General features: G+C 65.2%; 19 protein-coding genes. 7 read left to right on the forward strand and 12 right to left on the reverse strand.

Going from position 1 to position 22,548, the window contains the following annotated elements:
* Positions 1 to 108: 108 nt before the first annotated feature.
* Positions 109 to 1,146, reverse strand: a complete 1,038-nt coding sequence (locus GNK13_RS08240) for an endonuclease/exonuclease/phosphatase family protein (protein ID WP_164102036.1) — start codon at positions 1,144 to 1,146, stop codon at positions 109 to 111.
* A gap of 72 nt (positions 1,147 to 1,218) precedes the next feature.
* Complete coding sequence (locus GNK13_RS08245; RefSeq protein WP_164102037.1) at positions 1,219 to 1,722, reverse strand: HEAT repeat domain-containing protein; 504 nt, start codon at positions 1,720 to 1,722, stop codon at positions 1,219 to 1,221.
* Positions 1,723 to 1,871: 149 nt separating this feature from the next.
* Between GNK13_RS08245 and GNK13_RS08250 the strand changes: the two genes are divergently transcribed.
* A complete protein-coding gene (locus tag GNK13_RS08250) occupies positions 1,872 to 2,708 on the forward strand; it encodes a phytanoyl-CoA dioxygenase family protein (RefSeq protein ID WP_164102038.1) in 837 nt (278 codons plus the stop codon).
* A 10-nt stretch (positions 2,709 to 2,718) separates the two neighbouring features.
* Here GNK13_RS08250 and GNK13_RS08255 read toward each other — a convergent pair whose 3' ends face one another.
* Positions 2,719 to 3,414 carry a hypothetical protein gene (locus GNK13_RS08255; protein WP_164102039.1) on the reverse strand — a complete coding sequence of 232 codons (696 nt, stop codon included), beginning with the start codon at positions 3,412 to 3,414 and terminating at the stop codon, positions 2,719 to 2,721.
* 546 nt (positions 3,415 to 3,960) lie between these two features.
* On the opposite strand from GNK13_RS08255, the gene GNK13_RS08260 reads away from it, so the two are divergent.
* The gene (locus GNK13_RS08260; protein ID WP_164102040.1) at positions 3,961 to 5,544 is read left to right on the forward strand and encodes a sigma-70 family RNA polymerase sigma factor; all 1,584 of its coding nucleotides are present in this window, start codon (positions 3,961 to 3,963) and stop codon (positions 5,542 to 5,544) included.
* 247 nt (positions 5,545 to 5,791) lie between these two features.
* Here GNK13_RS08260 and metF read toward each other — a convergent pair whose 3' ends face one another.
* On the reverse strand, positions 5,792 to 6,664 hold the full coding sequence (gene metF, locus GNK13_RS08265) for a methylenetetrahydrofolate reductase [NAD(P)H] (RefSeq protein ID WP_164102041.1): 873 nt from the start codon (positions 6,662 to 6,664) through the stop codon (positions 5,792 to 5,794).
* Positions 6,665 to 7,143: 479 nt separating this feature from the next.
* Between metF and GNK13_RS08270 the strand changes: the two genes are divergently transcribed.
* A complete protein-coding gene (locus GNK13_RS08270; protein WP_164102042.1) occupies positions 7,144 to 8,055 on the forward strand; it encodes a hypothetical protein in 912 nt (303 codons plus the stop codon).
* A 105-nt stretch (positions 8,056 to 8,160) separates the two neighbouring features.
* On the opposite strand, the gene GNK13_RS08275 is transcribed toward GNK13_RS08270, so the two are convergent.
* The 5 genes from GNK13_RS08275 to folK all read right to left on the reverse strand — a co-directional run bounded on the left by GNK13_RS08275 (position 8,161) and on the right by folK (position 13,797).
* On the reverse strand, positions 8,161 to 9,528 hold the full coding sequence (locus GNK13_RS08275) for an anti-sigma factor (RefSeq protein ID WP_164102043.1): 1,368 nt from the start codon (positions 9,526 to 9,528) through the stop codon (positions 8,161 to 8,163).
* The gene (locus GNK13_RS08280; protein WP_203328991.1) at positions 9,525 to 10,229 is read right to left on the reverse strand and encodes an RNA polymerase sigma factor; all 705 of its coding nucleotides are present in this window, start codon (positions 10,227 to 10,229) and stop codon (positions 9,525 to 9,527) included. Before GNK13_RS08280 ends, GNK13_RS08275 begins: the two co-directional genes overlap by 4 nt.
* A gap of 273 nt (positions 10,230 to 10,502) precedes the next feature.
* Positions 10,503 to 11,834, reverse strand: a complete 1,332-nt coding sequence (locus GNK13_RS08285) for a prolipoprotein diacylglyceryl transferase family protein (RefSeq protein WP_164102044.1) — start codon at positions 11,832 to 11,834, stop codon at positions 10,503 to 10,505.
* Positions 11,835 to 12,045: 211 nt separating this feature from the next.
* Positions 12,046 to 12,894, reverse strand: coding sequence for a pantoate--beta-alanine ligase (panC, locus tag GNK13_RS08290; RefSeq protein WP_164102045.1), 849 nt, complete (start codon positions 12,892 to 12,894; stop codon positions 12,046 to 12,048).
* Between the two features lie 27 nt (positions 12,895 to 12,921).
* On the reverse strand, positions 12,922 to 13,797 hold the full coding sequence (folK, locus tag GNK13_RS08295; protein WP_164102046.1) for a 2-amino-4-hydroxy-6-hydroxymethyldihydropteridine diphosphokinase: 876 nt from the start codon (positions 13,795 to 13,797) through the stop codon (positions 12,922 to 12,924).
* Between the two features lie 373 nt (positions 13,798 to 14,170).
* On the opposite strand from folK, the gene GNK13_RS08300 reads away from it, so the two are divergent.
* From GNK13_RS08300 to GNK13_RS08310, 3 genes are all read left to right on the forward strand, one after another.
* Complete coding sequence (locus tag GNK13_RS08300; protein ID WP_235934961.1) at positions 14,171 to 15,082, forward strand: glycosyltransferase family 2 protein; 912 nt, start codon at positions 14,171 to 14,173, stop codon at positions 15,080 to 15,082.
* A 237-nt stretch (positions 15,083 to 15,319) separates the two neighbouring features.
* Positions 15,320 to 15,799 (forward strand): hypothetical protein, encoded by a 480-nt coding sequence (locus GNK13_RS08305; RefSeq protein WP_164102047.1) that lies wholly within the window; start codon positions 15,320 to 15,322, stop codon positions 15,797 to 15,799.
* Between the two features lie 12 nt (positions 15,800 to 15,811).
* Positions 15,812 to 16,264: a response regulator gene (locus GNK13_RS08310; RefSeq protein ID WP_235934963.1), complete on the forward strand. Its 453-nt coding sequence runs from the start codon at positions 15,812 to 15,814 to the stop codon at positions 16,262 to 16,264.
* Here GNK13_RS08310 and GNK13_RS08315 read toward each other — a convergent pair.
* Positions 16,223 to 17,479 carry a hypothetical protein gene (locus tag GNK13_RS08315; protein ID WP_164102048.1) on the reverse strand — a complete coding sequence of 419 codons (1,257 nt, stop codon included), beginning with the start codon at positions 17,477 to 17,479 and terminating at the stop codon, positions 16,223 to 16,225. The genes GNK13_RS08310 and GNK13_RS08315 overlap by 42 nt on opposite strands.
* Before the next feature lie 304 nt (positions 17,480 to 17,783).
* Between GNK13_RS08315 and GNK13_RS08320 the strand changes: the two genes are divergently transcribed.
* Positions 17,784 to 19,100, forward strand: a complete 1,317-nt coding sequence (locus tag GNK13_RS08320; RefSeq protein WP_164102049.1) for a putative sugar nucleotidyl transferase — start codon at positions 17,784 to 17,786, stop codon at positions 19,098 to 19,100.
* Between the two features lie 183 nt (positions 19,101 to 19,283).
* Here the strand turns inward: GNK13_RS08320 and GNK13_RS08325 are convergent, their stop codons facing one another.
* On the reverse strand, positions 19,284 to 20,297 hold the full coding sequence (locus GNK13_RS08325; protein WP_164102050.1) for a DUF3500 domain-containing protein: 1,014 nt from the start codon (positions 20,295 to 20,297) through the stop codon (positions 19,284 to 19,286).
* A 72-nt stretch (positions 20,298 to 20,369) separates the two neighbouring features.
* A complete protein-coding gene (gene acs, locus GNK13_RS08330; RefSeq protein WP_164102051.1) occupies positions 20,370 to 22,331 on the reverse strand; it encodes an acetate--CoA ligase in 1,962 nt (653 codons plus the stop codon).
* Positions 22,332 to 22,548 lie beyond the last annotated feature (217 nt).

Here is a 22,548-nt window from a genome sequence, read left to right on the forward strand (position 1 = left end):
AGCCGGGAGCCGGGAGCCGGGAGCCGGGAGCCGGGAGCCGGGAGCCGGGAGCCGGGAGCCGGGAACCGGAAACCGGAAACCGGAAACCGGAAACCGGAAACCGGATACTTACCGTGCTTCTCCGGTTGCGGGGGCTGCGGCGATGGGGCCGCTGTAGGCGGGAACTTCGAAGCTGCTGAACTGGGCCCAGACCGGTCGATGGTCGCTGATCAGCGCCGCCTGTTCGGGGCTCAGCTTGAGGTCCTTGACGTAATCGACCACGCCCGCCTTGCGGGTGAACTCGCCGGTCGTCTCGAGGTCGACCAGCACGTGGTCGAGCGTTTTGGTCCCCACCGTGTTCGTCGGATAAGGACCGGCGACCGAGGTCAGTCCGGGAATCTTGGCGAGTCCATACAACTTGTCACTGGGTGCGTTGAGATCGCCGAGCAGGATGAAGTCGTCTTCGCCGTGCCGCGAGTACTCCCAGTTGCGGACGTTGATATAGACGTCGGCGAGCACGTCGAGCTCGTTGTCGCCGGCGGCTCCCGGCGTGACTTCATCCGGATCGGTGTGGGCGTTGATCAGTGTGAAGGTAAAGGGCCGGCGGCCATCGGCGCCGGTGGGAATCGCGGTGAACGAGGCGACCATCGGCTCGCGATGCATCCGGTCCTCCTCGTCGTTCATCACATAGACCCGTTCGGGATCGAGGCGGATCCGTGTGGTGTCGTAGACGAAGGCGTACTGCTCGCGGTGCGTGATTGACGCTTGGCGAAAGATCGGACGGCTGATCGTCGAGGCGTACCGCGAGCCGTCGGCATTGATCAGACCGACCAGCCGCTCGACCGGGCGGGCATCGGGGGAGCGGACTTCCTGGATCGCGACCACATCGAACAGCTTGCAGATCTTGGCCAGATCGGCCATCACCTCCGGCTTTTGGGTCTTCGCTTCGCCAAAGACTTGGATGTTGAAGGTCGCGATCGTGATCAGGTTCTCTGGCTTGTTCGACGGCGGAGCGGTGGGGCCGACGAGCGCTTCGGGAGCCGAGCTGGTGAGGTTTCCGGCGAGCTTGGAGAGATCGAGCCGACCGGTGAGACCAAGATAGCTCAGCGCGAGCAGGCCGAGTAGCGTGACCGAGGGGCCGAAGAGTCGTGTCAGTGGTAGCCGCATCCCTGGCCTCCTTGCCGGATGTCGAGCGGTTGGATCTGTCGCGGGCGGAGTCGCGTCGCTACCGCGGAAAACTCAGGCCGCCATTCCGCGAACCGACTCCAGCGCCTGCGTTGCCAGTCGCGTCAGCCGAGGCGGTCCGCCATCGGCGGCCGCTCGCAGGGCGGCGGCGGCCGACGCGGCTGCGGTCCCGATCCGGGCCAGCGCCCAAGCGGCTCGCTCGCGGACGGGCAGGTAAGGCGACTCGCTCAAGGTGCGGGTCAGCGACTCGGTGGCCGCGGCTCCTCGCGGCCCCAAGCGGCCGATCAGGGTCACGGCCCAGTAGACCACTTCGCCGTCCTCCGCCGCGTCGAGCACCGCCACCAATTCCGGTAGCGCTGCGGCCGGCGGGGGACCGAGCATCTCAAGGGCTTCGGCGGCGAGCATCGCTACCGAGTCGTCCGCGTCTCCGGTGGCGTGGACTAGGGGGACAGCGAGCCGGCTGCACTGCTCCGGCTGGTGGGCAGCGAATTCGACTGCGGCCCGTCGGTCGGTGCTCTGCGGGGCGGTGAACTGATGGCGGTCGGGAATGCGATCCATGGCTCTTGGCCGATCCTTCGGCTGCAATAAAAAGTGGAACGCCAGCGGCCGGCGGCGCGGGGATCCCCACGGTAGCATGCGGTTATAATTTCAACCGGCTTCTCGCCTGCCGCACAGGTTTCATTCCCGTACCAGAATCTGAGCTCGCCGTGCAACAGCAAACCGACTTCGCCATCATTCCCGACGCTGAAGAAATCGCGAAGCTCGACCGCCAAATCGGCTTTGTGCCCACGGTCAATCCCGCCCCGCGAACGCTCTCGGCCGAACAAGTCGAGCGGTGGAACAGCGACGGGTACCTCAGCCCCTTGAGCTTTTTGCCCCGCGACGAAGCCGACTCGCTCCGCGAATATTTCGACGCCCTGCTGGCCGAGACCCTCGCCTCCGGCCGCGACAGCTACTCGATCAGCAGCGCGCACCTCAAGCATGCTCGGATCTACGACCTGCTGGCCGATCCCCGGATCGTGGCGATCGTCAGCGATTTGCTCGGCGAGGACGTGATCGGCTGGGGGTCGCACTTCTTTTGCAAACTGCCGGGCGACGGCAAACGCGTCGACTGGCACCAGGACTGTAGCTATTGGCCGCTGACGCCGACCAAGACGGTCACGGTGTGGCTGGCGATCGACGATGCCGACGAAGCGAACGGGTGCATGGAAGTCGTCGCCGGATCCCACCGCTATGGTCTGATTCCCTACGAAGCGAGCGCGGCCGATGGAGGGAATGTCCTCAACCAGACGGTCCGCGATCCCGAGCAGTACGGACGGATCGAGCGGACGCCGGTCCGCGCCGGCGAGTGCTCGATCCACAGCGATCTGCTGCTGCACGGCTCGCCTCCGAACCAGAGTTCGCGGCGCCGCTGTGGGTTGACCCTGCGGTACTGCTCGGCCGATGTCCGCGCCCATCTCAATTGGAACCAGAAGGGACGCCTCGTCGCCGGCCGCGCCGACGCCGAAGCATGGCCGGGAGTGCGGCGGCCGACGAACATGTGAGCACCCGGCCTCAGGGGGCGCTGACGCTCTCGGCCGCAGGCGTCGCAGTAGGCGGGGTTTCGGCGGGCGAATTTTCAGCAGGCGGGTTTTCGGGGGGGAGGCGGGGCAGCGTCTCGAGGTCGACGTCGCTGGCGAAGGTGTGGACCTGAACGCCGGTGACTTCGACCGTCTGGGGATCGAAACCGAACCCGAGGCAGATGTGTGCTTCGGCCTTGCCGAACATCTCGTGGACGCGGAACGGGTACTGGTACCGCGTCCATTGGCGGGGGACTTCCCGCTTGATCAAAAACGACTTGTCCCACGGTTCCGAGGCGCGCTGGAAATAGACCGCCACTTTCCCGAGCCCCTCGGGGCGACCGGGAACGTCGACCGTTCGGGCCCAAAACCCGAGCAGCGCCGGTTGACCGCGGCGGACCGGGGCGGAGGTGACGTCGCAGAGCTGAACCTCCCAGACGCTGCGGAGCGGTTTGAGGGTCCGGATGCGGAACGCCCGCTTGCTGCGGATCGCTTCGCTCCCGCCCCCTTCGACCGGAACCAGCGAGATCTCGCTGCCCGGCGAAGCGTAGTTCTGGACGATCGTCTCGACCACCGGCAGCTGGGCCACGCGCTGCCCGTTGCGGGGCTCGACCGCCCGCGTTGCCGAGGACGCGGCGAGCATCTGCAGCGCCACCGCGAGGAGGGCCGTAACCAGAGAGTGCCTGAACATAACGCGGCTCGAAAGACTGTAGGCAGGGGAAGGGGTTCCTCGGTGCCAGCCAATCCAAATCCCCCGCGCGCTCGTCCGCTGCGAAAAGCCGGTTGCCACACAGGGCTGCCAGCTACAGCAGGGTCGCTAGGCCGCTGCGCGAAGCAGCGATCGCAAACAGGGTGGGCTGCGTAAAGGCAGGTAGGTCCATGAGCGATGAGGAACGAATCGCCCTTCAACGCGTCAGTATAGGGGACCTGCAACGCCGTCTCCACTGGAACGGCGGTTTTCGGCAGCCCCCTTCCCGCGGCGAGTTCAAACGGCGTGCCGAGAGCGTTTCCTCAACAGACGCTTCTCCAGGGCCACACCGGATGAGGCGTGAAAGCATCAGCTGACTCCCCGTGCCGTCGCGGAGGAAATCGTTTGTTTGGGATTAAGTCTTTCACAGTAAAGGACTTGCGAAAACGCTTCGGAGCCTCGGGACGATCCGCGGTATCCCGCTCGCTTCAACCCCCCATTTGTCCCACGCAACTTTGAGAATCGAACACATGCCGAGAGGGGAGAAGCATGGCTAAAAAGTATCCGAGCAGCTCGTCGATTCACGACGACGCTTTTGGAGCTGACGAGGAGCGAGTGAAGCGGCAAAAGCGAGCCGTCGAGGGTGATGATAATCGCCTCGAGCTCTCTGTCGATGAGGAAGATGAATTTGGTGACGAGGAAGTCACCCTCGACACGACCGACGATCCGGTGCGGATGTACTTGATGCAGATGGGCCAGATCCCGCTGCTCAGCCGCGACCAGGAAGTGGCGGCCGCCAAGACGATCGAAGCGACTCGCGAGTCGTATCGGCACATGATGATGGCCACCGACTTCATGCTCCAGGCCGCCTGCAAGTTGCTCGAGCAGGTCCGCGACGGTCAGCTGCGGCTCGATCGCACGATCGAGGTCAGCGTGACCAACGCCTCGGCGAAAAAGGCGATCATGAAGCGGATCGGGCCGAACGTCAGCACCCTCCAGCATCTGCTGCGGCAGAATCGCAGCGACTACGTGCGAGCGATCAATCGCCGGCTCCCGATGCGAGAGCGGCGGGCCGCCTGGCGGGAACTCGTCCGCCGCCGCAACAAGGCGGTCCGGCTGGTCGAGGAGATGGACCTGCGGACAACCAAGCTGCAACCGCTATTCGAACGGGTCGAAGAGATTTCGCGGCGGATGAGCGAGATCCGCCGGTTGCTTCGTGATCCGGAGCTGCTCCGCAGCCCCGGGATGCCCGCTGCCGACCAACTCCGCAGCGAGCTCCGTTACCTGATGCGGCTGACCTTCGAGACGCCGCGGACGCTCGACCGCCGGGTGCGGCGAACGGCCGAACTTCGCGACGTCTACGATGCGGCCAAACGCGTGCTCTCGGCCGGCAACCTGCGACTGGTCGTTTCGATCGCCAAAAAGTATCGCAACCGCGGGCTGTCGTTCCTCGACCTGATCCAGGAGGGCAACACCGGGCTGATGCGGGCGGTCGACAAATTCGAGCACGCTCGCGGGTACAAGTTCAGCACCTACGCGACGTGGTGGATTCGCCAAGCGATCACCCGGGCGATCGCCGATCAAAGCCGCACGATCCGCGTCCCAGTGCACATGATCGACACGATGAACAAGGTTCGCCAGATCACCCGCGACCTGGTGCAGATCTACGGCCGCGAACCGACGGCCGAAGAGATCGCCGCTCGCGCCGGGCTGTCGCTCGATGACGCTCGCGTGATCCTCAAGATGAGCCGCCAGCCGCTCTCGCTCGATCAGCCGATCGGCGACCACGAGGAGAGTGTCTTCGGCGAGTTCCTCGAAGACCATCGCGACGACGACCCGCTGATGGAAGCCAATCGCGAGGCGCTCAAATCGCAAATCGATCGAGCCATGCAGACGCTCAACTACCGCGAGCGTGAGATCCTGCGGCTCCGCTATGGGCTGGCCGATGGCTACACCTACACGCTCGAAGAAGTCGGGCGGATTTTCCAAGTCACCCGCGAGCGGGTGCGGCAGATCGAGAGCAAGGCGGTGCGGAAACTTCAGCAACCGTATCGCGCCAAATCCCTGGTCAGCTTCCTCGATGGTGCCGAACTGATGGTCGGCGATTCGACCGCGGCCAGCGAGAACGTCTGAGCCGAAGCGATTCTCTCCTCCCAGACCGCCGGTCCGTGCGTGGGACAAACCACGGGCCGGCGGTTTGGAGGTTTCTCGTTTGGTCCGCAGGCGTTGAGCTCGGTTTGCAGGCCCTGAGCCGACGGCGCTAGCCGCGGGTTCTGCAGCGGAAAACCGACAGTCGCGAGGCCCGAGGCTAGCGCCGACGGCTCAAGGGAGGAACGTTTCGAGGCCCGAGGCTAGCGCCGACGGCTCAAGGGAGGAACGTCTAGACGCTCGCCGTCTCGAGTCCCTCGAGCATCTTCTCGGCCGCCTGGCTGCGGTTCAGCACATACAGGTGCAGCCCTTCGACGCCGTCTTCGATCAGTTCGAGCATCTGGTTGCGGGCGTGCTCCACGCCGACCTCGAATTGCCACTCGGGCGAATCGTGCTCGCTGAGCCGCGCGACCAGCGTCTCCGGGAGACTGGCCTTGCACATCGAGGCGATCTTGCGGGCCTGGGCCAGGTTCGTGATCGGCAGCAAGCCGGGAATGATCGGCACCCCGATTCCGGCCGCCCGCGCCGCATCGCGGAAGCGGAAGAAGTCTGCGTTGTTGTAGAACAGCTGGGTGATCACGACGTCCGCTCCGGCGTCGACTTTGCGCCTCAAGTTCCGCAGGTCGGTTTCGGCGTCCGGTGCTTCCTGGTGCACCTCGGGGTAACCGGCCACCGCGATCCCCATCGACGGGTGCTCGTCGCGAATCAGCTCCACCAATTCGTTGGCGTACCGCAGCCCCCCTTCGACCGCCTGGAACGACTGCTCTCCCTTCGGCGGGTCGCCACGCAAAGCGACGATCGTGTCGACTCCCCGGGCCACTGCCTCCCGCAAGTACTCGCGGAGTTCTTCGACCGTCGCTCCGACGCAGGTCAGGTGCGAAGCGACGCTCAGCCCGGTCACCCGCTGGACCCGCTCGATCACCTCCAGCGTCCGGTCGCGACTCGACCCGCCCGCGCCGTAGGTGCAGGTGAAGAACTCGGGCTGGTAGCGGAGCAGCTTCTGGACGGTCACCTCCAGAGCCTCCATGTCGGCGGCCTGCTTCGGAGGAAAGAGCTCGAACGAGAGCCCGCGGCGAGGGGGCTGGTAAGCGTCGGAGAGCGGCATCGGTGTGCGGGGACGAAAGGGAGCGAAGTGAGGAGCGGAGTCAGGGAGTGGGGGCGAACGCCCGGATCCCAGTATGCCCGAAACCGACCCTCGCTGCCGAGACCGTTCCCGCGCCGGCTCGCCGCCCCCGTCCGCGAGCCGCCCCACAACGCTAGCAAAAAAATTCGCGTTCTCGAAAAAAAACATTGCTAGCAAAGGTGGACACCTGGGACTTCGGACACTCGCTTGTGCTTAATTTTTAGGCACGCCGGCTGTGTCGCGGATTTGCGCAGGCTCGCTGGGGGCCTGCGCGCGTTTTGTGCATCGGCCGTAAGTCCTTTTGCTTGCAATGGGTTGCGCATCGAGGTTTGCCGGGGCGGAAAGGATTGGCCGTGTTTCGCCTCCCCGAGCTTCCGATGCGTCGGACCGTCAACGCTCGGCCCGGGAGAGGCGGCGCCTTGGTCCCCTTCCGCTAGATCGATCGAAAGGACTCGGCAACGATGCCCCACTCGAATTCTGGTTCCGACGCCCCCGCTGACGCTCCCACCGATGTCCCCGCTTCCGGCGAGGTTCCCGCTCCTGCTGGCGTCCCCGCCCGCCCGGAATCGACCGCCGCATCACCGACCTCCCCCTCCGCAATCCTCGGCCGGACCCCGCGCGCCCCGCTCGCGGCTCCGGCCGCAGCGAACCGAACGGTCGCCAGCGGTGAGGGGCAGGCCGCCAGCGGCGAGGGGCAGGTCGCTAGCGGTGAGGGGCAGGTCGCCAGCGGTGAGGGGCAGGTCGCCAGCGGTGAGGGGCAGGCGGGCGATGCCTCCCGCTCGACCCACGCGCTGCGGGTTTCGGGGGGCCAAGTTGTCGAAGCCGAATCGGGGGGCGATGAATTCCGCGAAGGGAATGGCGGCAAGGGAGTCCACGAGGTTCGCCTCCCGCCGATCGACGTCTCGCTCCCGCTCGAAGCGCGGCCGGCCGAGGCGATGCGGTTGGCTCAGGAGGCGTTCAATCAAACCGGCTACTGGGTCTCGTTCTACCGCGCGATCCTGGGGGTCGAGGGAGCGGTGTTCAAGCTGTTCCCGACGGCCGAGGAGATGGCCTTCTTCGAGGAGACCTCCGAGTTCGCCGAGATCCACACGATGCTGACCGCGCTCCGCGCTTCGGACCTCGAGAAGATCGATGCGGTCGAGCCGCAGACGATGATCACGATCCGCATGCCGCGGAGTCTGCGAGCGGTGCTGGTCGAGGAGGCCAAGCCGCTGAACGTCAGCATCAACAAGCTCTGTATCAGCAAGCTGCTGCTGCCGATCAATCCCCGCTTCGTCCCGCCGGAGCGCGGCCGGGTGCGGGGCCGCAAACCGGGCGAGCAGTCGCGGAGCAATCGCGGCAAGAAAGACGCAAAGGCCAGGAAGGAAGGGTGAAAGGTGAAGGGTGAAGGGTGAAGGGTGAAGGGTGAAGGGTGAAGGGTGAAGGGTGAAGGGTGAAGGGTGAAGGGTGAAGGGTGAAGGGTGAAGGGTGAAGAGTCGTTACTCGTCTGCGGCGTTTGGCGAGGGCTCGATCGGGAGGAGCACGATGACGACGACTTCTTCGATCGCTTCTTCGGCGGGTGCTGCGGGTGAGGGGGGGGCCGCGGGTGAGGGGGGCGTGCGGGTGAGGCCTCGGAACTCGGGCTCGGCGGGTTGCGAGCCGAGTTCTTGGCGGCCCTGGCCGATCCGCTCGTCGAGCGACTGCAGCAGGCTGGTGAGCCGCTGCGGAGACGCCTCGACCAGGACGGCCACCGGAGGCACGCGCGCCCCCAGGGCATCCTGTGCAAACCGGGGCGCCGCATTGTCGCGGCTCCAGGAAAGCTGGCTGTCATTCTCGCCACCACCGATCCAGCGGAGGAGCGGCTCGATCTCTCCCGCGGGGACCTCGAAGACGATCCGCGGAGCCGCGGCCAGTCGCCGCGCGGAACTCGGCTCCACGAGTGCCTCGGCCAACTTCCTCTCCCGCTCATCCTCTGCAGCTTTGGCTTCGCCGCTGGCCCGCTTGCCACTGGCCGCTTCCCCACTGGCCGCTTCCCCACTGGCCGCTTCCCCACTGGCCGCTTCCGCGCTGGCTGGCGCTTCGAGCGGTTGTAGGCGGAGACGCTCGTCGGCTTGGGACAGCTGGAACAGCTGCGTATTGGCGGGAAGAGGGGCCTGCGGCTCGCGGCCCGGCCCTGCGCCTCCCATTCCCATCGCTTCGAGGCCTTCCGTGCGGCTAGCGCCTCCCATGCCGCCAGTGCCCCGCATGCCGCCAGCGGCTCGCATGGTCTCTGGGGCCCGCATGGTCTCTGGGGCCCGCATGGTCTCTGGAGCTCGCATGGTCTCTGGGGCCCGCATGGTCTCTGGGGCCCGCATGGTCTCCGCGTCTTGGCGGTCTTCGGCAAAGTACGCTTGGCTGCGGCGCAGCGGCGGTTCGCTAAGACGCGTCTCGGCTCCGAGCATCGCCTCGGCATCTGGCGCTGCTTCGCTCGCTGCGGGCTGGGGACCGAGCGAGTCCAGCCGAGCCACGTCGTCGCTCTGGCGGAGCGAAGCGAACGAGAGCATCGCCAGTCCGCTGGCGGCCAGCGCCAAGGGGAGCCAGAGGTGCCAGCCGGGGCGCGACCGTTCGAGCCGCGCGGTGTCTCCGGGGGCGGCGGGAGCGTCGGCCTGGGCAGCGGTGATGCGGCGGCGGACCTCCATGACGGGATCGGACGAGAACGATTCACGCGGCAGTGTCGCCAGGCGAGTCCGCAGTTCGCCGAGCTTGCGGAGCGTCTCGCGGTGTTCCTCGTGTTCGGCGAGTTGCCGTTCGACGAGGGCTCGTTCTTCCGCCGTCAACTCGTCGTCGAGGTAGGCGGTCAGCAGCGATTCATCGAACTCCGTATTCACTGTTCCCCTCCTTCAACCGAGAGGTGTGCGCTCGGCGCGTCGTCAGCGATCGCATCGCCGGCCGAGTCCGCTTCGAGCAATCGGCGGAGGTCGCACCGAGCCCGGTGCAGTCGGCTGCGGACGGTCCCTTTGGGGATGTTGAGGATCTCGGCGATTTCGCCGTAGTCGCGGGCGTCGACGTCGCGGAGCACGAGCACCTGTTGCCGTTCGGGGTCGAGCTGGGCGATCGCGGTCCGCAGCCGCTCGAGTTGCTCGTCGCGGACCAGCCGCTCGAGGTTTCCGTCGGTCTTGGAGTCGCTGTGATCGACTGCCGCCGCGTCGCAGAGTGGCTGGCCGCGATGGGTCGATTCAATCCGCCGCTTGCGACGCCGCGAGATGCTCTTGTTCAGGGCGATGCGGTAGAGCCACGTGAAGAACGAACTGCGACCGGCGAACGAGTCGAGTTTGAAGTAGGCCGCCGCGAGTGTCTCTTGGGTCACGTCTTCGGCGTCCTCGAGGGTCCCGGTCAAGTTGCGAACCATCCGCAGCAGGCGATCGGCATGGCGGCGGACGAGCGCGTCGAACGCGGCCGCTTCGCCCTCGCGGGCCAGGCGAATCAGCTCGCCGTCGTCGACCGTCGCATCGCGACCGGGAGGCCCGCCACCGACGGATTGGCCGTCGCGGCTCGGCGATTCATCGCTGCTGAAAGACTGGACGCTCAATTCTCCGGCTCGGTTCCCGGCGTGGTGTTCTTCGCTTCGTCCGGATCATCCATCAGCCGCCACGCGCTAGCCCGGATTATTCATCAGCCGCCGGGCGCTAGCCCCCGGTTCCCCGAAGCGCCGTGGGAACCGGACGCTAGCGCGTGGCGGCTGATTAAAACAAGAACCGGACGCTAGCGCGTGGCGGCTGATTAAAACAAAAACCGGACGCTAGCGCGTGGCGGCTGATGAAACAAGGTGCCAGCACAACGGCTGCGCGGTCCGCGGCTGGGTTCAGGGTTTCGTGGCCGGGGCCAGCGGGCGGTTGGGCCGGCTCTTATAAATATAGAAGATCAGGAGGGTCGACAGCGCCATCACCAGCAGGCTGACCCACTGGGAGATCGTCAGGGCGGTGCCGAATTGTCCCGGCTCATCGCTCCGCACGATCTCCAGCACGAAGCGAACGATGGCGTAGCCGATGAAGCCGATCGCCATCAGAACGCCATCGCGGAGCGTCGTCGTGTGGGAGATACCCAGCAGCAGAATGCAGCCGATCAGGCCCGTCAGGCTGCTGATGATCTGCGCCGGGAGGACCGGCAGCGCCCGCTCGGGAAGCTCGCCGGCGGTCCACCGAATCGGCTGATCGTCGACGACGGCCACGACGCCGAGCTGGCTCGAGTCGTCGATCGGAGTCGCCGGATCGATCTGCTCTAGAGGAGGCGGAGCGAGCCGAATGCTGCGGAGCGTGCTGCCGACGCGAATGCCCCGGGCTTCGGCCGGGCTGCCCGGCGTCACCGCCACGATCCGCCGGTCGGTGGCCGCAGCTTCGTCCTCCTTGCCACGTTCTTCGCGCAGGGGTGGATCGGTCGTGATTCCCAGCAGCTCTCCCTCGGTCAGCTGCCTCGAATAGACGGGGCTGCCCGGCGGGAAGTGCAGCGCGAGCGGCCCTTCCTCGCACCGTCCGCCGTAGCAGCAGCCGTTCATGAGGCAGCCGATGCGTCCGAAGAACAGGCCGAGAAACAGGCAGGGAATGATCACGTCTCCCATGCGCAGCGGCGAGATCGAGCGGCGGAGGCAATACAGCACCATCGCCGCAGTGCCGCCGATGATCGAGCCGTAGACGACGAGCCCGCCGCGGGTGAAGTCGAGCATTTGCCGGAGCGTGGCCGCGAAGCCGTCTTCCATAAAATTCTCGCGATACTCGACGATGTAAAACAGTCGAGCACCGCCGATGCCACCGATGAACAGCCACAAGGCGAGCCCGAAAATGTCATCGGCCGCGATCCCCGCCCGCCGCGCTCGCAGCAGCGCCAGCCCCACGGCCGAGGCGACACCGAGGAGCAGCAGGACGCCATAGCCGCGGACCGCGATCCCTGCCGGAGGCCCGCCGTAGGAGTCGATCTCCACCGCCGGGAGAACCACCGCGATCACCGCAGCGGCGATTCCCCAAAGAGCTCCGTTCTGCCGCAGTTCTTCACCCATCGTGGGGCCACCGCGGCGAGCGTTCCGCCATACGACCAACATCCACACGACAAACGCCGCTGCCAGCAGCCCCAGCATCCACCCGAAGCCGAATAAGGGGATCCCGAACAGCGAATGCGGGATGAAAAACAGCGTGCGTTGCATCGTGGCGGGTATTTCTAATTGGCGGCCTGCCCTTCCTCCGACTCCTCCTCCTCCTCCTCGTACTCGTACTCGTACTCAGCGAAGCGGTACTCGTACTCGTACTCGAATCGAGCGGGGGCGGGGCGAGGCCGAAATGGGAAAGGCAGGTTTGGGCGTTAGGCGGTGGGGCGGTTGCGAGTACGAGTACGAGTACGAGTACGATTGGAAGTGGCTACGTTGCATCAAACAGTTGGTTGTCGATCAGCCGCGTCGTGCCCACTCTCGCGGCGATCAGGGCGACGGCGGGGCGATCGATCCGGGGGAGTCGCTCGAGCGTGCGGCGATCGGCGATCACCGCGTATTCGATCGCATCGACCCCCGCTTCGGTCAGTACGCGGTGCATCCGCTGTTCGATCGCTGCGGATTCGATTTCTCCAGCGGCCACCGCGTCGGCGGCATCGCGAAGAGCCCGGGACAGCCCCAATGCGCGGCTCCGCTGTTCGCTTGACAGGTAGCGATTTCGCGAGCTGAGGGCTAGTCCATCCGGCTCGCGGACGGTCGGCAAGGCTTCGACCTCGACGTCCATATCGAGATCGCGGACCATCGCGGAAATCACCGCCGCTTGCTGAAAATCTTTTTGGCCGAAGAACGCGTGGGTGGTCGGCAGGATGTGCATCAGTTTGAGGACGACGGTGGCGACTCCGCGAAAATGGCCTTCGCGGCAAGCCCCTTCGAGCGGCCTGGCGACGGCCGGCGGCTCGATGAACGTCGAATGCCCGGGGGCGTACATCGTTCCCTCTTCGGGGACGAACACGGCATCGGCACCACACTCGGCGAGCCCCGCCAGATCTTCCTCGAGGGGGCGCGGATAGCGGCTGAGGTCTTCGTGGGGGGCGAACTGGGTGGGATTGACAAAGATCGTCGCGATCGTCGAGTCACACCTCTGCAGGCTGTGCCGCACGAGGCTGTAGTGACCTTCGTGGAGCGCTCCCATAGTCGGCACCAGCCCACTGGTTCGGTCCATCGCGGCTTGGTGTCGGACCCAGCGGCGGGCCTCGTCTTTGGTTTTCAGAATCTGCATCGGGGAGAACCCTTTTCGGAAGATGCCTTACCGCGTCTCGTACCAGCGGCCGTCCTCGGTGACGCAGTGCAGCGGACAGCCGAGCGAGTCGAGGGCGGAAGCCAGTTCCGAGACGGCCCACTCGGGCGAGTCGACCTCCAGCCGGTACTCGGGCCACTCGCGACCACTCTGCCAGATCTGGTGTGTCGCCGGCCAGCGGCTTTCGGGCGTCGTCCACTGCAGGTGGGCGACCAACCGCGGGGTCTCGACCGCGCGGGCTTGCGGAGAATCTTTGGCCGGGAGCGGCGGTGTGAAAGAGGAAACCCAAGGGCGGGGACGGTCGAGGGTGATCGCTTCTCGAGCGTCGGTGAAGGTGAGGATCGAGAAGCGGCGGGTGAGGTCGTGGCACAGTTCGTCGCGGAGTTGTCGCTCGCCGCCGACCAGGGCGATCGAGGGAACGCCCGCGCTGACGTGGTCGGCCAGTTCGGAAATCGTCCAGCCAAACCTGGGGTCCCGCCACTCACCAGCGACTTCGGCCGCTGGGATCAGCACGAACCGCCGCGCCGTATAGCGGGGGTGGGGAACCAGCAGCGTGGCCGAGTTGCCCAGCAGATCGCCGTAGAGCACGACATCGAGATCGATCGAGCGAGCATCCCAGCGGACCGCCCGCTCGCGGCCGAGCGTCGTCTCCACGCGATGTAGCAGTTCCAAGACGCCGCGGGCCGTCGCGGTCGTTTCGATTCGGGCGACCCCATTGAGAAACGGCTCTTGGCCGCGGGGGCCTCCGATCGCGGGAGTCTCGAACAAGCGGCTGGCGATGAAGCTCGTCACCGCCGGATCACGGGCGATCTGCCTGGCTGCTTCGGCGATCCTGCGAAAGCGATCCCCGAGATTTGATCCGAAGCTGATCAGGCAGTGCGGCATCGAGGTGCTGGGTGGGAAGAAAAAAAGGAGGGACTCCGTTCCACGGTCCATGGGTCCTGACCGTCGGCTTGCTATCCGTCGATGCCGTCTCCTGAGCGATGGGACTGCGCGGCGGGGCGCAGCCAGTAGCATAACGAAAGGGTGGTGAAACTCACTTCCAAGAGGATACCGCGAAAGGGGAGTTAGAAGAGGAGCGGACAGAAGGATCGAAGGGAAGGGAGGTGCCGAACGGTTCCCACGCAGAGCCTCGAAGAGTCGCCGCGGTTAGGGTTCGAGAAAAGGCCTCGCTCAGTTATTCTGTTCGCTGCTTTGCTGTTCTTTCGCTACTTCAAGCTCCGCGACCGAATCGCGATTGCTCTCGAGGGGCGTGATTGTGTCGACTCTGGAAAACTTGTCAAGCAACGGGGTGCGTTATTTGAACGATTCGCAGCCGACCGGCGATCCGTCGGGGTGGGGACTCGGGGTCGACGTGTCGCTCGACGCGCGGGAACCGGCCGTCACTTGGAGTCGGGAATATGTCGCCCGCGTCGAACAGAACCTGGGTCGAGCCACCGCCGAACGGCTGGGGATTTTCGCCCTCCCCGACAACTTCCGCCTGACGGTGATCGTGCCGGTCTTCAACGAAGCGGCGACGGTCGATCAGGTCGTCGAGCGGTTGCGCCGTACCGGTCTGCCGCTGGAGATGATCCTGGTCGACGACGGGAGCAACGACGGGACGGGCGAGCGGATCATCGCCCTCGCCGAGCAAGCCACCGATGTCGTCGTGATCCGCCACCCGCACAACCTGGGCAAGGGAGCGGCGATCCGCAGCGGGTTGCGGGCGGCCAGCGGAGAGGTGGTCGTCGTGCAAGATGCCGACCTCGAATACAACCCCGACGATCTCCGCTACCTCCTGCAGCCGATCGTGGCGGGCGAAGCCGACGTGGTCTACGGAACCCGCTACGGTCACACCGATCGACAGATTTCGCCGTGGTGGCACGAGCAAGTCAACGGGCTGATCACGACGCTGGCGAACATCGCCATCGGCCTGCGGCTGAGCGACGTGGAGACCTGCTACAAGATGGTTCGCCGCGAGGTCGTCGAGCAGGTCGCCGGGGAGCTGCGCGAGAACCGGTTTGGAATCGAGATCGAGCTGACCGCGCGGCTCGCACGGTCCCGCGCTCGCTTTGCCCAGCGACGGATTCGCTACCACCATCGCTGGTACGACGAGGGCAAAAAGATCGGCTGGCGGGACGGGGTCAGCGCCCTGTGGTGCATCTTCTACTACGGATTGCTACGGCGGTGAGCGGGTGCCGGGTGAATCGGCGCCGGGTGGATCGGGGGCGATTGCAAGCCTAGGCGGCGGGGGAGCGAAAAACATCTACGGATGTTTTCGCTCCACTGCCGGGTCGTTTTGCCCTCTTTATGGCGTGGTTGGCGGAGCGAGCGTTTGAGGCCGGGAAAATCTGATTGACCGGGCGATTTCTTGACGCTTACGCTGAACCATACGACTTGTCTCGTCCTATCACGGAGGCTACTTGTCATGATGGTCCCTACGGCTACGAAGACATTGGGGGTCAACGCAGCGTTCCTGCAGGAGATTAAGGACTCGCATCCCGACCTTGCCCACGCAGTCCATGCCCTCCGTGCGACGTACCACTCGGACGACGTTCCGGCGCAGACGGCCCGACGCTTGGTCCGGTTGCTCGACGAGCTGCGAGATTGTCTTGCGTTTCAGTTTGCGCTCGAGGAATCGTACGGGTATATCGAGGGCGCGCAATCGAGTTCCGAGACGCTCGCCGAGATGGCTGAGAAGGCGAGGAACCAGCACTGCGGGCTGTACCTCGAACTGAGCAGTCTCTGCGAGCAGGCCGAGGAGCTGCAGTACCGCGGCTTCGCTTGCGACAACGTCCGGCAGTTGATTCAGGACACCGAGCGCTTCGATGCTCGGCTCATTCAGCACGAGCGGCTCGAAGCGGAATTGATCGAACGGGCCTACTTCGAGCCCCGTCGCGCGTACTAGGAGGGAAGGCAGATGTTGTATGGATCGGCAGTAAAACCGATGGAAATACTGCTCGTCGAAGATGGGCTGCTCGATGCTCGCGTCACGATCCACGCGCTGCGGCGGTGCGGCATTCATCACCGTCTGACGCTGGTTCGAACCGCCGGGGAGGCCCTGATGTTCGTGCGCCGCGAGGCGGTGTTTGCGCGGGCCCCGCGGCCCGATCTGGTGTTGCTCGACCTGCTCCTGCCCGATGGCGACGGGATCGATGTCCTGCGGGGGATCCGCGAACTGCCGACGGTGGGCCAGGTGCCAGTCGTCGTGCTGACCGCTTCGGACGATGAAGCCGATCGACGCTCCTGCGAGTCCTTGTCGATCGACGACTACATTCCGAAGCCGGTGGACGAGGAAAAGTTCTTGCGGGTGATCCGCGAGCACAAACGGTTACTCGTCTTCGGCGAGAACGTCGTCGCCGCGGGCAACTGAGTCGAGCTCGAGCAGACGCTCGGCCCGCTCGTGAGCTTGGCGACGCCGCGACTCGTCGTCGAATCCGAGGCTGTAGTCGCGGTAGATGGTTTGGGGATCGGCTTGCAAGCTGTCAAAGCCTACTTCGCGGGGATCGCGGTCGTCGAGATACAGCAGCAGGGCCAGCGCGACGTCGCCGACCTGGCTGCGGATCGGACCGCGGCGAGTGACGACGATGTGCCACACGCGGACGTCGTTCACCGCTCGGGGCAGCTCGCGTCGGGCCAGTTCCGGTTCGAGCCTCGCCAGCAGGGTCATCGCCGCCACGAGACTCGCCGGCGTGGCTTGCCGAGATTCCATTGTCTGCATCGCGAGCCGCGTTGCCACGTCGCCGCACTCGTAGGCGAGCGAAATTTTGAGCATCGATTCGTTGATGTACTGCTGGCTCGAAACCTCCAGCCAGTGGGCGATCAGCTGCCGCAGCGTCGCCTGGTGGGGTGAGGCGAGCAGGCGTTCGCCGACCGCTGGATTGAGCAGGCTGCCCCGCAATCGCGACGACAGCACCGGGGCGGCCCGCAGCTCCGGCTGCGAAGCGGCCAGCAGGAGCAAACCCCACTGGTCGGGATCGCCCTGGCTGAGCCCGGCGATCTCGATCGGCAGGAAGGAATTCATCTCCGAGAGCAGCGTGTCTTGATCGCTGCCGGCGGTTCCCGAGTCGAGTTGGTCGAGCCACGCGAGCGACGCGGCGTGCGTGCGGACAATCCGAACGAACAGGGCCCGGTGCTGCGGTGCTTCTCCGACCGCTTCGCTGAATCGCTTCCAGCCGGGGAGTTCGACCGCCTCGGGGGACTTGGGACCGGAAAGCAGCCGCGCGATCTGTCGCTCCTGCTCGGTTTCGGCCAAGCTCAGCAGCAACTCGCGGCTGGCCGCACGGACCTCCAGGTCCGCCGAGGCGAGACCGGCGGCGAGCGCCGCCTCGGCCGCTCGGCCTCCGGCGAGCAGACGCTGGCGGGCCACCTCGCGGCGGCGATACGAATCGCTCGCCAGAGCCTGCACTTCGTTCGGAGCGTCCAGGGCCGCACCGGCCACCGTGTCTGGCGGAGCGTGAGCGGGTACGGCCGCAGCATTGGCCGCAGCGTTAGTCGCAGCATTGATTGCTGCGGTGGGGGTGAGCGAGGCGAGGCTGCAGGCGAGAGCGGGGAGGAGCAAGCGGTGCTGCATGAGATCTCGGATCATCCGAAAATTGCGGTGCGTCGAGAATGTCCGTTCGTCGAGCGTGGCGGGGCGGAGGGAATCGGTCCTTCGCGAATTTCGCTTCTTCGTGAATGGCTGCGGGGGGGGACGGTCGGGGAAAACTACTTCAAGTCTGGCATGGAAAGCCGCCGGGGCGATCGTGAGACCACCGCGGCCGGCGGAAATCGGTAACGATTGCGACGCGTCGTACGCATCAGGCAAAAGAACCGGATGCCGCTTTGCGATTCCTAGCTGCTCCAGTATGGTTCACTGCCGATCTTATTCCTCCCCCTTTGGCGGGTTTCTCATGAAGTTGGTGGTCTTCGAAGATGAGGCGGTGGCCGCTCTCAGCCCGGTTATAACCGCACGCCCGGCGTACGCGATCACATGTGCCAGCTATCGTTTGATCGATTGGCTCCGCACGCTCGACCTGCCGCTGGCCGGTCTGGTTCGCCCCCATCTGCGGACCCTGCAGACGCTCGATTTCGGAGTCGAAGCGGCGACCGAAACGATGCTCGCCGATGCCCCTCTGCTGGCGGTCAATGCGCGGGTCGTTCCTAGTCGCGCGGTTGCCGAAGTGCTGCGGAAGATGCTTGCGGCCCGAGCCCCGGGAGTGATCTATCACGGGGGGCACGTTGCGGCGGCCTACCTCGCTGCCCCTCCCACGAAACGGGATCCCGCCACGGAATCGGATCCCCCGGCAGCGCCGTCTGCGGCCGAATGGAGTCGTTCGGCGGCGGATCGAGTCGAGGGGGGCGGAGAGCCGCGTCGAGAAGTGGCGCGGCTCTTGGCGGCTGCGGCCGAGCTTCCCCGGATCGAAGCGGAGTTGCCACTGTTCGACTGGCCGCACAGGATCGTCGCCGAGAACCTGAGGCTCATGAACGAGAGCCTGGAGGCGCGGTTGGCCAGCGGCCAGTACCGCGAACTGCAGGACGGCGTGTTTGTAGCTGCCGGAGCGACGCTCGGCGACTACCCGGTGATCGACACCTCGCACGGTCCGATTCTGCTCGACGAGACCGTCCGGGTCGGGCCGTTCTGTTATCTGTCGGGGCCGGTCTACGCGGGACCGCGGACGCGGGTCATCGAACACGCGGCGCTAAAAGACGCGGTCAGCCTCGGGCACACGGTCAAGATTGGTGGCGAGGTCGAAGCCTCGGTGATCGAACCTTACTCGAACAAGCAGCACCACGGCTTTCTGGGGCACAGCTACCTGGGCAGCTGGATCAACCTCGGCGCCGGCACCTGCAACAGCGACCTGAAGAACACCTACGGCGCGATCAACATGCAGTATGGTTCGCAGCGGATCGCCACCGAGATGCAGTTCATGGGGTGCATCATGGGGGATTACACCAAGACGGCGATCAACACCGGAATCTTCACCGGCAAAGTAGTCGGCGTCTGCGGGATGCTCTACGGGTTCGTAACCAGCAACGTGCCGAGCTTCGTGAACTACGCTCGACTGTTTGGCCAGACCGCCGAACTCCCGCCGGAAGTGATGATCGCCACGCAGCAACGGATGTTCGCCCGCCGCAATGTCGAGCAGCGGGAGTGCGATCAACAGCTGATTCGCGACATGCACCAGCTGACCGAACACGAGCGCGAAGGCCAGCTAGGAGCCTTGTGATCGCTATCACAAAGGCACCCTCCCCCCGGGAGGGTCGGCCTCTCAGGGCCGGGGAGGGTTTTCTTCGAGTGACCTCCCGCTGCAGGAATCAGCTTTGACTCTAGAGCCGATCGCCCTCCCCGCTCGTTCCTCGCGACCCTCCCGGGGGGAGGGTGATGGTGGTGCGCCACCTTCCGAGCGGGACTACGCGTTCAGCGGAACGTCGGGGGAGTCGGCGACGTTGACCCACACGTGGACGTGCGGGGCGCCGCGGAAGTGCCACACGAACGACGGGCCCTCGAGTCGCCAGTTATCCCAGACGCCATCCTTGCCGATGTCGTGGTCTTGATAGAAGGCCAGATGGCAAGCGTCGATTCCGCCCTGGGTTTTGAGGCACTGGATGACCTCGTCCCGGTCGCTCTTGCGGTACGGATCGAGCAATTTTTGTAACACCAGCTGGACGTGTTCCCGCTGGTCTTTGCTCAGCTCGCTGACCGGGATTCCCGGGATCGGCTGTTTCTTGCCGCGGAAGCCGACCGCTTGCTCACGAGGCGTCGTGGCGATCAGGGCCGACTCCCGCTGTTTGCCTCCGAGCATTTTGTAGAGCCCGTTGGCGGCGAGAGCCTGATCCCAGAAAACGTTCCCCGTGTGGTTCGCCCCTTCGTTGAATTCGGGAGCGTGTCCGTAGAAGATCGGCCCGCCGAAAGCGACGTGGTCGGTGGAGTTGCCATCGCACCGCAGCGTCATGTGGCGACCGGTCATCACCATCTCGAACTTGTCGCTCTCGGGATCACCGAAGATCGCGATCGATTGTTCGTGCCCGAACCCGCCGGCGTCATCCTCGAGCTGTTGGTAGTACCGCTCGTGCCAGTCGGCATCAATCATCGCTTCGAAGATCGCCTGGATCCGCTCACGCTGCTCATCGCTGTAGAAGTCACCGATGATTTCGTGCGGCGTGATGTTCCAGTTGTTGGCGACGAAGGTGCGGAGCAATCCCCGCTTGGGATCCTGATGATTCCAGTCGAAACAGATCGCCTTCCGCTGTTGCTCATCGAGCGTCTTGTAGAGCTCTTTGACCAGCGACTCGGCAGTCGGTTGCGCCGGCTCGGCCGCGAGCAAACGGGGACCGAGGCCCGTTGCCATGCTACCGGCGGCGACCGTACCAGCCGCCACCGCACCCAAGAATGCTCGCCGATCCACCTGGTGATTCGATTGCATCGCGGTCGTTCCTGTAGGAGTGGAGAAAGTGCCCGGACCCCTAGCGTAACGCAGCCGCGACCTCGCTTGCCACTATTCTTCGTCGTTGCGAAGTTTGGCGATCACCGAGTAGTCCTCGAGCGTCGAGGTATCGCCGGAGGTCTCTTCGCCCGCGGCGATATCGCGGAGCAGCCGCCGCATGATCTTGCCGCTGCGAGTCTTCGGCAGGCTGGCCGTGAAGCGAACGTCGTCGGGCTGGGCGAGAGCGCCGATCTCCTTGCGAACGTGCTGCCGCAGCGCATCGCGGAGCTTCTCGTCCGGCTCGGCGTCGCGGATCGTAACGAACGCCGCGATCCCTTGCCCCTTGATCTCGTGGGGCCGTCCGACGACCGCCGCTTCGCAGACCGAGGGATGGCTGACCAGAGCACTCTCGACTTCGATCGTGCTCAAGCGGTGTCCGGCGACGTTGATCACGTCGTCGATGCGACCCATGATCCAGTAGTACCCGTCCTTGTCGCAGCGGGCGTTGTCGCCCGTCAGGTACATTCCGGGAACGGTCGACCAGTACTGTTCGACGTACCGCTGTTCATCGCCCCAGATGCCGCGAAGCATTCCCGGCCAGGGCTGGGCGATGCACAGCATGCCCCCTTCATCGACGCCCATTTCGTGGCCCGACTCGTCGACGACCTTGGGAATCACGCCGGGTAGCGGCTGGGTGCAGGAACCCGGCTTGGTGGCGGTAATCCCCGGCAGCGGGCTCATCATGATTCCGCCCGTTTCGGTTTGCCACCAGGTGTCGACGATCGGACACCGCCCGCCGCCGATCTTCTCGCGGTACCACATCCAGGCCTTGGGGTTGATCCCTTCGCCGACCGAGCCGAGCAAGCGGAGCGTGCTCAGGTCGTGCTTGTCGACGTGTTCGTCACCCCAGCTGATGAACGCTCGCACGGCAGTCGGAGCGGTGTAGAGGATCGTCACGCCGTGGCGTTCGACGATATCCCAAAAGCGGTCCGGACCCGGCTGGTTGGGAGCTCCCTCGTAGATCAAGCACGTCGCCCCGGCAGCCAGAGGTCCGTAGACCACATAGCTATGGCCGGTGATCCAGCCGCAATCGGCGGTGCACCAGTAGACGTCGTTCGGGCGATGGTCAAACACCCACTGGAACGTTCGCTTGGCCCACAGGTTGTATCCGGCCGTGGTGTGCAGGATGCCCTTCGGTTTTCCCGTGCTGCCCGAGGTGTAGAGGATGAACAGCGGCGTTTCGCTGTCGAGCGGTTCGGCCGGCATGTCGTCCGACTGGGTTTCGACCAGCTCGTCCCACCACAGGTCGCGGCCCTCGGTCATCGGAGTCGGTTGATCGGCGATGCGGCGAAGCACCAGGCAGTTTTTGACCGAGGGCGATTTCTCCAGAGCCTCGTCGACCGTTTCCTTCAGCGGGAGGATTTTGCCGCGGCGGTACAGCCCGTTGGCCGTGATGACCAGTTTGGCTTGTGCGTCGTTGTTGCGGTCGGCGATCGCTTCGGAGCTGAAGCCGGCGAAGATCACCGAGTGGATCGCGCCGATGCGAGCACAGGCGAGCATCGAGACCACCAACTCGGGGGTCATCGGCATGTAGATGCTGACCACGTCCCCTTGGGTGATCCCCAATTGGCGAAGCGCTCCGGCGGCCCGGCAGACTTCGCGGTGCAGGTCGTTGTAGGTCAGCTTCCGCTGTTCGCCCGGCTCCCCTTCCCAGATCAGGGCCACCCGGTCGCCGTGTCCCGAAGCGATCTGCAGATCGAGGCAGTTGTAGCTGGCGTTGGTCTTGCCGCCGACAAACCATTCGACATGCGGGGTGTTCCAGTTGCAGACCTGCTCGAACGGCTGGAACCAATGCAGGTGCTCTCGAGCTTCCGCCCCCCAGAATTCATCCGGGGTCTCAGCCGCGCGGCGGTAGAGGTCCTCGTACTGCTCTCGGGAACCGATCACCGCTTGCTGGGTGAACTCGGCCGAGGGGGGGAAGAGACGTTCTTCGTTGAGGACGTGGTCGAGGTGGCCGCTGGAGGTCTGCGACATATTTAGGGGTTCCCTTCGCTAATTGCGGGCGCGTGCCCTGCGCTGAATGAGGACGCATGTACGTGCGGATTGTAAGAATCCAGAGTCTAAAACGTCAACGAAGGGCAGAATCGGCTCCTGCACCCCCCGGAAGAGCTGGTCGGGCCCCGGAGGAGCTTGTCGGGCCGTCACGGAACCGTTTGTCAAATCAGCCGCCACGCGCTAGCATCCGGTTATC

Source organism: Candidatus Laterigemmans baculatus (genome assembly GCF_010367455.1).
Lineage (GTDB): Bacteria > Planctomycetota > Planctomycetia > Pirellulales > Pirellulaceae > Laterigemmans > Laterigemmans baculatus.